The sequence below is a fragment of the Neptunomonas qingdaonensis genome, assembly GCF_900113275.1.
Lineage (GTDB): Bacteria > Pseudomonadota > Gammaproteobacteria > Pseudomonadales > Balneatricaceae > Neptunomonas > Neptunomonas qingdaonensis.
In genome coordinates, this window is sequence record NZ_FOOU01000004.1 from 15,097 (window position 1) to 27,990 (window position 12,894).

General features: G+C 46.4%; 10 protein-coding genes. 2 read left to right on the forward strand and 8 right to left on the reverse strand.

What is annotated here, in order from left to right:
* Positions 1–74 precede the first annotated feature (74 nt).
* From BM099_RS07160 to BM099_RS07170, 3 genes are read right to left on the reverse strand one after another with little or no spacing between them, the layout of a single operon-like run.
* The gene (locus tag BM099_RS07160; protein ID WP_090726232.1) at positions 75–386 is read right to left on the reverse strand and encodes a BolA family protein; all 312 of its coding nucleotides are present in this window, start codon (positions 384–386) and stop codon (positions 75–77) included.
* Between the two features lies 1 nt (position 387).
* Positions 388–1,731 carry a DUF3422 family protein gene (locus BM099_RS07165; protein ID WP_332311456.1) on the reverse strand — a complete coding sequence of 448 codons (1,344 nt, stop codon included), beginning with the start codon at positions 1,729–1,731 and terminating at the stop codon, positions 388–390.
* 11 nt (positions 1,732–1,742) lie between these two features.
* Positions 1,743–2,114: a hypothetical protein gene (locus BM099_RS07170; RefSeq protein ID WP_090726233.1), complete on the reverse strand. Its 372-nt coding sequence runs from the start codon at positions 2,112–2,114 to the stop codon at positions 1,743–1,745.
* A gap of 54 nt (positions 2,115–2,168) precedes the next feature.
* Between BM099_RS07170 and BM099_RS07175 the strand changes: the two genes are divergently transcribed.
* Positions 2,169–2,834: a hypothetical protein gene (locus tag BM099_RS07175; protein ID WP_090726235.1), complete on the forward strand. Its 666-nt coding sequence runs from the start codon at positions 2,169–2,171 to the stop codon at positions 2,832–2,834.
* Positions 2,835–2,838: 4 nt separating this feature from the next.
* Here BM099_RS07175 and BM099_RS07180 read toward each other — a convergent pair whose 3' ends face one another.
* From BM099_RS07180 to rlmKL, 5 genes are all read right to left on the reverse strand, one after another.
* Positions 2,839–6,267, reverse strand: coding sequence for an SbcC/MukB-like Walker B domain-containing protein (locus BM099_RS07180; RefSeq protein ID WP_090726237.1), 3,429 nt, complete (start codon positions 6,265–6,267; stop codon positions 2,839–2,841).
* Positions 6,254–6,889 (reverse strand): DUF4194 domain-containing protein, encoded by a 636-nt coding sequence (locus BM099_RS07185; protein ID WP_090726238.1) that lies wholly within the window; start codon positions 6,887–6,889, stop codon positions 6,254–6,256. The genes BM099_RS07180 and BM099_RS07185 overlap by 14 nt, the downstream gene beginning before the upstream one ends.
* Positions 6,889–8,283: a Wadjet anti-phage system protein JetA family protein gene (locus BM099_RS07190; RefSeq protein WP_090726240.1), complete on the reverse strand. Its 1,395-nt coding sequence runs from the start codon at positions 8,281–8,283 to the stop codon at positions 6,889–6,891. Before BM099_RS07190 ends, BM099_RS07185 begins: the two co-directional genes overlap by 1 nt.
* Before the next feature lie 433 nt (positions 8,284–8,716).
* Complete coding sequence (locus BM099_RS07195) at positions 8,717–9,925, reverse strand: ammonium transporter (RefSeq protein WP_090726242.1); 1,209 nt, start codon at positions 9,923–9,925, stop codon at positions 8,717–8,719.
* Between the two features lie 279 nt (positions 9,926–10,204).
* Complete coding sequence (gene rlmKL / locus BM099_RS07200; RefSeq protein WP_090726243.1) at positions 10,205–12,358, reverse strand: bifunctional 23S rRNA (guanine(2069)-N(7))-methyltransferase RlmK/23S rRNA (guanine(2445)-N(2))-methyltransferase RlmL; 2,154 nt, start codon at positions 12,356–12,358, stop codon at positions 10,205–10,207.
* A gap of 326 nt (positions 12,359–12,684) precedes the next feature.
* Here rlmKL and rmf point away from each other — a divergent pair, with 326 nt between their 5' ends.
* Positions 12,685–12,891: a ribosome modulation factor gene (gene rmf, locus BM099_RS07205; protein ID WP_090726245.1), complete on the forward strand. Its 207-nt coding sequence runs from the start codon at positions 12,685–12,687 to the stop codon at positions 12,889–12,891.
* The last annotated feature ends 3 nt before the right edge of the window (positions 12,892–12,894 follow it).

Sequence of the window (12,894 nt, forward strand, 5' to 3'; positions counted from 1 at the left end):
AGAAAGAGATTGGATATCGCATCAGCTATCTATGGACTTACCGCCACATCTTGGCGGGCAGTAACGAATAAGAATCAGCTTTTAGAGCCACCCTGGCAGGTTGGTGAAGGCATTACTTTGCCGTTTTTCCTGGCCCACTCTTCCTCGGTATACAGGTGCATTGCTAACGCATGAATCGGACTTTGTAACTCGGCTGCCAGAATCTTGTAGATCATCTGATGACGCTGCACTAATCGCTTACCGGCGAAGTCATCCGAAACAAGCACAAGCTTAAAGTGGCTGTCGGTTGCCGGGCCCGAGTGCATATGGCTTTCATTAGCGATTTGTAATTCACTTACGTTGATATCCGCACGTAATTTATCTTCAACAACGATCGCAATACTCATCTTATTTCTTCACCTTATTACGTATTTTTTCATCAGCAAGATCAGCATCTCGCTGCTCTTTTGCCAATGCCAGAAAATGCTTATGGATTTTGCGCGTCGCTAACCACACTCCGCTAATAACCAAGGGTACAGCAACACCTAACGCCAGATTTTTATTGAAACTTAAACCGCTATCATAGGCAGCATCCATCATTATTTTTATCAGCCCTACCGCATAATAACTAATGGCGGCAACCGATAAACCCTCAACAGTGTGCTGCATCATCAACTGGATCTTGGAGCGACGGTCCATCGAGGCCAACAACTGCTGGTTTTGTGCCTGAATCGACAGCTCAACACGCGTTCGCATCATATCAGACACCCTGTCGATACGCTTCGACATATCTTCAAGACGCTCCCCCACCGATTGGCATGTGCGTACCGCAGGCGTTAAGCGACGTGTCAAAAACTCGGTCACTGTTAAGTGCCCTGATACCTCATCTTCACGTAACTCAACCAACCGCTTTAGCACCAGCTCATGGTAAGCCTGCGTCGCGCTAAAGCGGAAGGTGGTTTTGGCTCGGTAATCTTCGACGCGGGCAGCCATATAGGTCAACTCTGACAGTACCTCTTGCTCGTTAATCTCAGCATTTTCAGACAAGCGATGGGTAAGGTTTGCCAGTTGCCTATCCATAGAAGCCAATTGCGGTGCACATTCACGCGCCAGCGGTAATGCAATCAGAGTCATTAACCGGTAAGTTTCTATCTCCATAATTCGCTGCGCCAGACGCCCTAGCTGACTATCACTCATGCGTTTGTTACAGATCAGAAAACGTCCGAATCCATCGCTGTGTAAGCGTAGTGTTGTCCATACTCTGGCATCACCTTGCTGCGGACTGCTGCCGACCAGACGCATTCCTTCGAAAAAGCTTTTGACCCGAGGCAGCATTGCCTCATCGTCTCCTGTCGACTCTTCAATCGCCAGATGAAAGGCAGTCACTACCTCTCCGGGTATCGCCTCCAGCCAGCCAGCGGGCAAAGGCGGCGCACCTGAGACATCAAATGGCCCTGCTCCTGCAGGAATATCAAAGTTAACGAAGGTGTAAGCGGTAAACTCAAGATGTTTTTCGCGACGTATCCTCAGCCCCCCCAAATCATATTGAATGCAGACTTCATCCTCCTCCGGGGGCGTTACATCAAATGCATTAAAGAGGATTTTAAGATGCTCAAACTGTTCCTCACGCTGCGCATCATTACAAAAAACGGCTAAATGCATTACCCGGGCAGGGCTGGGAATAACCTGAAACGGGCGCGAATGCATCTCTTCATACAAAGCTTCACGTTGCGGATGAAAAACCATACTCATAAAGCCATCACTCACTCTGCCAGTTTATCTAAGGGAGCCACTAACAACACCTCATCAGAAACATCAAAGGCCATGACCTGATTAGCACATTCAAACCATTGCAAAAACAACTCATAGGATAAGTTTTCAGGCCAATGATCAGCAAACTCATCCCATGCTGTCAGCTCATTTTTGAAGATCATCTCCCAGGAATGTTTAAGAAGTTCGTTAAAATCGGCTTCTTCATCGACCTCATCAATCAGATATACATTGCCTTCTTTGCGTAGCTCTTGTAATGAGAGTGGCTCGTCCATCCCGTCCGGATCGACTGGCAAAGCAGCTATCCATTGCGCAAAAGGCGCCCGAGCTAATAAGGTAATGGCGGACCTGTTTAATAGTTTCATGATGCGTTACTTACCTATTCTCTTTATACTCTGGGAAACAAAACTCGATCTATAATGATGCATATTCCTGTTCTAAATCAATTAGAAACCCGTACTGAATGGATCTCCTTCTTTAGAAGGGAGCGCTCATACGCTTATATTACTAATCCTTTGTGTCTGGTCGACCTGCAAACAACCTACCTGCAAATTACACTCTTAAAAGAAGATATGCTGGATGGTCGCCAGGCTACAAAATTTAGTCTCGGCTCCAAAAGCAGTATTGAGCCTGCCTGGAAAATGATAAAAGCCTGTAACTGGCAGCTATCCAGCATCATTGACGGCCTGGTATCACTTAATTTTAACAGTAACGCCAGGGATAACGCCTTTCCGGGCATACACAGAGACCTGACGGTACGCAAATTTTTTGCCAAAGATAAACAGTTGTTGGCTCCCACGCTTATCGGCCCGCTGACACCTCTGACTCAGGAACCTGAAAGCTGGAGCTTAAGGGATGTTTGCCGGTTACTCAGCCACCACCAGTACAGCCATAGTGAATTTTTACCCCAGCCGCTAAAGCCCGCACCGTTGCGCAGTATGCTACTGAAAATAATAGACTCGCCTTATGGCTGGGCCGTCACAAAAAATGGTACTGAAATATCCCTTAGCTACCTGAATAAAGCCCTGTTAAGCATTCAACCTGATATAAAAAAACCGGTTCCTCGCCTTCAAGCAACCGGTTAAAAAATCAGATTGTTTCCACTGCCTCTTCCGCTAAGCGGGCCTCTTCCATCAATTTACGCGGGTTATCGGAGCTTAATAGCTCTTTTCCCTTCGTAGTGGGAAACTCTACATCGATATCAACCACCCGCCCATCACGGCATACATTGATAATGGTTTCCATACAGGAAGATAACAGCGAATACTTCTCATCGGGTGCTGCAATAATGGTCTGCAGTCCCAGATCGGTCATAAAGCCCAGAGAGGTAATGGTATTTTCCGAATCCAGCTTGTTAAACGCCTCATCGAAGACAGACAGACTCATTCCGCCTACCGCTTGACCATCCGGCCCTTCTTTCAAACGATAAGCGGCACCCATAGCGGCTGCCATGGCGACATAGAAAGGTACCTGATGTTCACCGCCTGATCCGGTTTTAATACGCTGTGTCAGGGTCGTTTTGCGATTCCCGTTAAGATCTTTAACCACCAGCTCAAAGTTATAGAAATTACGGTAATCCTGAAGCAGACTGCTTTCACCTTCATCTTTTAAGACATCATGAATCTTAGACAAGGCATCCTGGTGGGGTTTATCTTCCTCAAATTTGAGATCAAACAACGAGCCCACATTAGCCTGATCCAGACGAGTGTACGCCTCTACCAGCTCCAGAATATCCTTCAGCTCAGGATTGGGCATCATCTCAAAACTATACATCTCTTTATGAAACGGACGGTTTTTAAGATGATTATTGAGTTCACGAATCAGGTCTTTGATGTTATTAATCTGATCATTCAAATGCGCTACAAAATCAGAACGGAACGAGGTTTCTGCTTCCAGTCGGGCACGTTCTGCTTTTTCCTTATAAAGCGCCAGCTCCGAATCTTGTAGTGACTGCACGGTTTCATCGACATATTGCTCCAGCTCTTCATGAGTCGAATCGGGGCCGATTTTATCCAGCCCCTGATGACTCATACCGCCGCCATGAAACTTCGCTTTATAGTTGGCTATTGCATCCCGTACCGAATATTTTTTCTTCTCATGTAACGTAAGCTCAGACTGTGCTTTTTTGGCGGCCTCGAAAATAACACGCTCGAGCTCTCCGCCACAGCTTTCATCCAGATAGTCACGCTTTTCCTGAGCAGACTGAGCATCGAAATCCGCTTTGGCTTCGCAACCATTTCGCGCTTCCGCATGCTCGGTTAGTTCCTGAGTCAGCACTTCTAACGCGGCGGAGTCTTTAATCATATGGGTACGGATACGCTGCAGCTTATCCATCAGCAACTTACTTTTCTCTTCAGCGACTTTCTGTGCTTCAGCCAAGTCAGCAATACGCTGCTGGATACCGCTATCATCATGATTACGCATATCGGTAATCTCCTGACGATAGCCCTGAACCTCAGTGCCAAGCTGATCGCGCTGATGAACCAGATCAAATACTTTTTCACTGGCACCCGCCAAGCTGGTTGTCAGGTTGATCAAGCTATCGCGGAGTTTTTCTAATGACTCGTGACGTTTGCCCAACGCGGTGAACTCCACCAGCATCTGATCAACTTGCTTGCCCTTAGTCGCCAGTTGATCGCCACGACGGCGGATCCCCATAATGGGAGACATCTCATTTATCGAGGTTGTTGAACCTTCCGTCTGCAACATACAGTCATAGGTGAGTGCCCGTTCCTGACGTAGCAACTCAGCTTCGGTTTCAACCGCAATCACGCCACCCAGCGCACGATTCATATACGCCTGCGCATGTTCATTATCGGTATCAACAAAATGTGCCAACGAGCGTGGCTTGTTACGGTTCAACCACTCATGTGTTTTGGTTGTGTTAATAATACGACAACCTTTTAAATGACGACCTTTGCGGCGATATAAGGTGATCGCTTCTCTGACATGATCCGGATCAACAACCAGCGCTTCACGGCGAGCCCCTAAAAATGACTCAATGGCAATACGCCATTTATCCTCATTGATGTCGACCAGCTCGCATATCGGCGTCGATTCAATACCATATTCTGACAGCAGTTCCATCAGCTCCCGGGTGTTATGCCGAACAGGCGCACGACCTTGTTTGAGCTGTTCGACAGCGCCTTTTTGACACTGAATACTCGTGCGTAACTCATTCATACGAATAACAGACTCTTCAAATTTTCGACCGATGTCGCGCCTGACTGAATCAACACTTTGTTTGAGTTGCTCAATGGTATTATCGACTTCCACCGGCTCCGGCGGCCAGGCATCCGCCATCATATCTTCGCCCGAGCGCCACAGCTCAACAGAGCGTTTTACCAGTGGCAAAAAGGTATCCGGCAATAACTGTTCGTAATTGGAGAAACCAACCGTGGTTCTGAACAGGCTATAGACATTTTGAATCTTATCTTTAACAACCCCTTCTTCGTGCAAACGCGCTGTGATCGAGTTTTCTAATGCCTTTATCTGATGTGCCGCATTAGAGTTATTCAGTTGGGCGCGCGCATCTGCCAGGCGCTGCATCACACTACTAACGTCTGCCGTATGATTTTCCAGCTCTTTCTGAACAGCCGCTTCTTTTTCCTGATTAGCGTCAAGCCGCTCCTGCGATTCCTCTTTTTTCAGGTCTGCATTTTCAAAGCGTGCCTCATGTACAACCCACTCATACTCCGCTGCATTTTTGATATTGCGCTGGATCCCCTTGCATTGTTCCTGAACCTTTTCCAGCTCAGCAATACGGTTAAATACCTCACGGGTCTTTTGCTCCATCGCGCGATATTCATCCAGCGATTTTCGAAACGCACCGACATGCACGATATTTTCATCCAGCACAAACTCGCGGACAAAACGTGTAGGACTGTCGATGGGTACAAATCGCAGAGCGTTTTTAAAGTTTTTGATGAATTTTTCATCATCATTCGGCATTTGAATATCATGGCTCAGCGCAGTGGTGACTTCACGAATAAACTTGCTGGCACGCTTTTCCAGAATCATATCAGGACACTGCCTGAGCAACTCATCCCGCACTTGTGTCCAGGGCTTAGGCAAGCGGCCATCACCTTCAACTACGGAGAAATCATCCAGCCCTACCGAAAAACCGGGCAGAATGAATCGCCCTAATATCTCCTCTTCAGGTGAGGCGGTAGAAGCACTGATAGCAATACCGATACAGGTTTCTTTAGCGGTGTCCGTATCAAAAAAACTCAACGCCATATAGGTAAGTGAGTCTTCCCGGGCCATCGCTTTTTTACTGCCATCATCCAGATAACCCAGGCAGTATGTACGCAAAGAACGTTCACTTTTCTGCCCTGCGGATGCGTTAAAACTGAGGTGGCGCTTATGCCCTCCCATCAGCACAGTCTGGATAGCATCCAGCAAAGCAGACTTACCTGAACCATTGGGCCCAACAATCGCCACATTACCTTTTATCGGTACTTCAACGGCCCCTAAAACATACCAGTTAACCAGTACGATACGATTAAGCTGTTTCATCAGCGGCGGCCTCCTCTGCTTCGGTCATGGCATCACGGGTATCGGTATCACACAGCGCTTCTAATTGACCGATGAAATCTTCAACAACCACCTGACGAATCGTTGGCTGAATACTAAACGGGACATTTTTCGGTTCCATTTCATTGGGCTTTCCGCGTTCAATAACGCCATGACGCGAAAACAACGACAAGATTTCTTTCATGCGTGTTTCATTCGGTATCTCTTTACCGGTGAGGTTTTCGTATAGCGACAGCAGCTGATTGATATTGGTATAAGCTTTGCCGCCTTCTACCTCAAACTTTTCAAGCTTTTCTTCATATTGCTGGCGCATGCAGAGTAGCAATAACGACTCATCCAGGCGTAATTTGAGATTACGCTCATCGTCCTTCGGCAAAATACCCAGGTAGGCTTCATCGGGCTGATAGATAAACGACCAACCAATTGCTTCAAACAGATTGGTAAAATAATCGATATGTGAAGAGATCAGGAAATAGCTATCCCGGTGCGACGAACGATCAGCGTGTAAAAACTGGCTGGTCAGTAACAGATTAGCGGCATGAGAAAAATCGGCAGCTTCGTACTGATCGCTTCGGCTGATTATTTTTTGTAGATCACCAAGCATTAACGTTTCCTATAGATAACAAAATCACGACACTCGACCATTCCGGCAACTTGAGTGTATTGATCATTAAACTGAATATTGAACTGATCTGCGGTTTTTTTGGCTTTTTTACCCAGCGAAGCCAAATGGCGGATATAACTGAAACAGATATAATCCTCGATACTTTCAATCTCAAACTGGTCAGCACGAATGGTGTCACTTTTGCTTAGGTGCCGGTCAAGATAAGCATCAATACGATCAATTTTAACCTCCCGGCGCTCTTTAAACTCTTTAAACAACTGCCGTAGCTGGAGGGCTTGGGGATCGATAACCTGTTGATGTATTACCCGTGGCTCTGCCTGAATACGCCTTCTAAACGGCGAACGCACGCTGGCAGGAGAGATAAAGCCGATCTCCTCCAGCGTGTCGACCACAGGTAGTGAGTCATCTTTCGCCACTTCTGTAATCAAGCGCGATAATCTTGATGCCATGCCCGGTGTGGTTTTATCCATATAGCGGACAGTATCAGCCACGCGTTTTTCCAGGCGGTAGCGGAAATCATCAATACTATCCAAGCGCTTATCAACCGATTCAAAAATACGGATAATACGGTTGATATGCAGATGTACCATCGCTTCAGCATCGTCATATTCTGACTCAAACTGCTCCTGATAGTGTCGCGTCAGCTTATCCAGCTTAATTGGATCAAACTGCAAATCACGCAAAAGCGATAAAATCTGGCGGCGAAACCTAAAAGGGTTATTCTTTGTTTTCAGCGTCTTATAGTCAGAAACAAGAATTCGTTCTACAAAGCGATCAAAGAAACCGCGCACCACTTCCTGAGGGCTTTCAGCATTCGACAAACTGATTTTAAGCTCTCGCAACCCCAGCATCATATCGGTCAGATGTGCACTGAACTCGGCCGCTGTTTGCGCTGCTTCTGACAAGGTAATACCCCGTCCCGCCGGGTCATTAACAGCCGATTCCAGAGAGCTGAGAACGTTAAGCACGGCTCCGCCATAGGAGCGCTTTTCCAAATTAGAAATTGACACCATAGAGCGCAGCAAAAAGCTGATCGACGGCGACATTAATACAAACGTGCGATAAATGCGCTGCTCTTCTTCCACCCATCCCGTTTGTACCAGACGGCGGTAGATGCGGTTAGTATATTCTGCTGTCGAGCGAGGCAATTCACCGTCATCAGAATCCTCTTCTTCAGGTTCCCAGCGACGGACGCCCAAGCGCACTACTGCCTCTTCGATGGTAGAACGCACCATATCTTTGGGAATAAAAGGATCAATCAGATCCTCATCAAAAAACAGATCGGCCAACTGCAGCAGCACAGCTTGATAAATATGCCGATTCTTACCGGATAAGGGTAAAAACAGATCATCAGGGAGCTTGTTAAAAAGCATTCAGCATCCAATATGAAGTGCGCCACTTAGTCAACCAGCAGCACTTATGTAATAATGTGAGGTCTTCGCACGATTGCCCTTTTGTCTACTAGCAGCGTTAAAAACGTACTCATTCGGTCATTTATAAACATAAACTCCCTTATTCCGTGCATTTTTGCCTTGCCAGTAAACAAAATTTCGGCTCGTGCAAAAGTCTCATTGTAAGTAAGCATTGGATTTTAGCCTAGCTAGACATGACAAATCCAGACATCTGAATTAAAGGTGTGACGAAAGGTATGGAAAAAGGTATGGCGATTCAGTGCCAGAAAAACAAAAACCCCGGTACTATAGATAAACACAGACCGGGGTTCTCATCGAAGCAATGTAACTCAGGTAATCTGATCAGTTGATCGGGTCAAGCATTGTCGCCATCGCTGATTTATTCATTACTGGCTTAGTCATTAGTAGTCGATTCAATTTTATGAATACTCAGATCGGCACCAATGAACTCATCCTCTTCAGTGAGACGCAGGCCAAGGGTCGCTTTAATAATGCCATAAACAATCACAGAACCAACAACAGCCACCAGAATACCGGCCACCGTACCAATCAGCTGCGACATCAGGCTGACACCGCCAAGACCACCCAATGCTTCGCTACCAAAAATACCCGCAGCAATACCGCCCCACACTCCGCACAAACCATGCAAAGGCCAGACACCGAGGACATCATCAATTTTCCATTTATTCTGCTGCAAGGTAAACATCCAGACAAAGACCGTGCCGGCAATGGCACCGACCACCAGCGCACCAATGGGATGCATCACATCAGAACCGGCACACACTGCAACCAACCCGGCTAATGGGCCGTTATGAATGAAGCCCGGGTCATTTTTACCAACGATCAATGCGGCAATAATACCGCCGACCATCGCCATTAAAGAGTTAACAGCCACCAGCCCCGACACACCATCCAGCGTTTGTGCTGACATGACGTTAAAACCGAACCAACCAATAGAGAGAATCCAGGCACCCAGTGCCAAAAATGGAATATTAGAGGGCGGAAAAGCCACCAATCGGCCGCTACGGTAACGCCCTTTACGAGTTCCCAGGAACAGCACAGCAACCAGAGCAATCCACCCACCGACACCATGTACAACAACCGAACCTGCAAAATCATGAAAGCCAGCACCAAAAGAAGACTCTAACCATGCTTGAAAACCATAATTACCATTCCAGATAATGCCTTCAAAAAACGGGTAAATAAAAGCGACCGTTAACGTTGAAGCAAGCAATACCGGCCAGAATTTAGCGCGCTCAGCAATACCACCTGACACAATGGCCGGAATAGCCGCAGCAAACGTCATCAAAAAGAAAAATTTAACTAACTCGTAGCCATTACCTTCCGCCAGTGTTTCTGCATCCTGGAAAAATGTAACGTCGTACGCAATCCAATAACCAATAAAAAAGTAAGCGACAGCCGAAAAACCAAAGTCCGTCATGATTTTCACCAAGGCATTTACCTGGTTTTTATGACGCACGGTACCTACTTCAAGAAAGGCAAAACCAGCATGCATGGCAAACACCATGATGGCCCCCATCAAAATAAACAGGGTATTTGAGCTTTGCACCAAAGTCTCAACGGCACTATTTACATTATCCACGAATATCTCCTAAGTTCATGCTTACGCATCTTTCTTCAATGCACAGTCTTGGTGCGCTTTCTTGTAGCTCAGTCCAAACCGGTGCATTCAACCTGTCACATATATTATCTATGCCTGTAGCAAAGCTCGTTAAAGCTTGGCAACACATTGATTCATAATAAAATATTAGAAAGTTAAGTCCGATTAGTGAAACAAGACCCGATGATCAAGTCTTGCTCCGCACTAAAACAAAGCATGAAATATGCCAAAAAAAGAAATGCACCGATTTGACGCGCTTTCTTAAGGCCAGCGTATCTCAAAACAGCTATGAATGCGTGTATTACGCTTAAAATCAGGATCGATAGTTTGTGATGTAATTTCACGGATATCAAAACCGGCAAGCAGTTCATAATCCAGTTTAAAGCGGCGGTAATTATTCGAAAAAATTAATACGCCACCTTTACGCAGCAGCCGCATGGCCAACTTGATCAAATCCACATGATCTCGCTGAACATCCAGCACATCCAGCATTTTCTTTGAATTAGAAAACGTGGGGGGATCCATGAAAATCAGGTCATATTCGGGTTTACGCTGCTTCTTTAACCAGGTCAGGCAGTCCGCTTCAATAAAGTGATGCTCTTTACTGTTAAAACCATTCAGAGCCATATTTTTCATAGCCCATTGCAGGTACGTCGCCGACATATCAACACTGGTTGTCGACCTAGCGCCTCCCACTCCTGCATGCACACTGGCTGATGCGGTGTAGCAGAAAAGGTTTAAAAAGTCTTTTCCAACAGCTTGCTGCTGAATCTGATGACGTACGGGGCGATGATCCAGAAACAACCCGGTATCCAGATAATCATGCAAATTCACACGTAAACGACAACCATGCTCCTGCACTTCAAAAAAGCGACCAACGCTCGCTTGTTTTCCATACTGATCACTACCGCTTTGGCGCTTTCGCTGCTTTAATACCACTTTACGCGGATTGACACCCAGTGCTTCCGGGATAGCCGCCAGCACATCTTTCAAGCGCTCAAATGCCTTCACTTTATCGATAGAAGCAGGCGCTGCATATTCCTGAACATGCACCCAATCGTTATACAGATCGACCGCCACCGCGTACTCTGGCATATCCGCATCATAGAGACGATAACAGTCGATATTCTGCTGTTTTTTCCATTTCTTGAGTGCTTTTAAGTTCTTCTTCAGGCGATTAGCAAACATCTGCGCCGTATCACTTAAGACATTCGCAGCAACCACCTCATGCTCATCTTTCTGCTCATCCTTTACCGTATCGGTGCGATCAGCATAGAGGGTATACAGAAATAAACGCCCATCAATCGGGCCATTATTTAAACTATATGTTTTATCGGCTTTTAGCCCGACGACCTGGCACAATTCTGGATTACCGGTAAAGATAGCGGCTTGCCAGCCAGCAAAATCCTGCTTCAAAGCATCGCCTATTTGCCGATATAAAAACATCAGTTCCGATCCATCACCCATACGTTCACCATACGGAGGATTGGTTACCATCAGCCCGGGCGCATTTTCCGGAACCACCATCTGTTCAACCGAACCCTTTTTAAAACTAATCAGTTGCGCAACACCCGCTCTTTCTGCGTTCTCTTTAGCAAGCGCTAATACAGATGAATCCTGATCAGATCCATAAAAACGGCTGCTAACCGCTGCCAGCCCTGCTGTTTTACGATCTGCCGCTTCATCCAGCAGTGATTGCCACAGCGAAGCCTGGTGTTGTTTCCATCGCTCAAAGCCAAATTGCTCCCGCAGGAGCCCCGGTGCAATATCGGCAGCCATCATGGCACCCTCAATAACCAAGGTGCCGGAGCCACACATGGGATCAAATAAGACCGGATGATCAACGGCAAGCTCAGGCCAGTGAGCTCTGCGCAAAATAACAGCCGCTAAGTTCTCTTTCAGCGGAGCGGCACCTGCACGGGTGCGATAGCCACGCCGGTGCAAACTGCCGCCGGATAAATCAAGCGACAAACTCAACTTGCCACGATAGATATGGGCATGTACACGCAGGTCGGGATTTTCACGATCAACGCCGGGGCGCATACCTGTCTTGTCTCTGATTTGGTCGACAATCGCATCTTTTACTTTCAGCGCGCCAAAATGGGTATGGTTAATCGCATCGGTTTTGCCGGTAAAAGCAACCAGCAAAGTCCCTTCTTCAGCCATATGCTGCAACCAATCAACGGATTGTACCGCTGCGTAAAGCTGATCTGCCGTTTCTACATTTTCTTCGACGAGAGGTAAAAGAATGCGGTTTGCCAGACGAGACCATAAGCAAGCGCGATACGCTTGCTCAAGCTCACCATAAAATTCAGCCCCCGTCGCTGTTTGTTTAACTTCCGTTGCACCCAAATCGGTCAACTCTGCTACCAGCAGTATTTCGAGCCCTTTAGGACACGTGGCAAAAAATTTCATCATTCTTCCAATATATAAGCACTGTCTGTAAAAACCACAAGATCAAACAGTTACAGTTTAATTCAATATTTATCACAATTAAGTGATTTCTTTTCATACGATTGTTTCACAGTAAGGAACCCTCCTAAACCGCTGATAGCACAACTGTTTTACATATACTTACTATCAAAAACAGAAATTTCATAGCTATTTACAATCGCACTTACCAATAAATTTCGTTATCTATAGGTACTGTGATAAGCCAATGACGGAACAAATCACACTCATGGAGAACATTTAACCTCAGATAATATCTATCTATAATTACGATACAGAGGCACTTTTACATGAAGACACAGAAACGAGATAAAACTTCAACTCTTTTCAATCGCGGCTTTCAAGCCGGCCTGAGTGGAAAATCGCGTGACGATTGTCCTGTCAAAGTCATTGAATTACGCACCCACTGGATGAGTGGCTGGCGTCAGGGTCGAGAAGCACACTGGAATGGTATGACCGGTGTTTCAGCTATTCAGGCTCATCCTGCACTACATTAATAC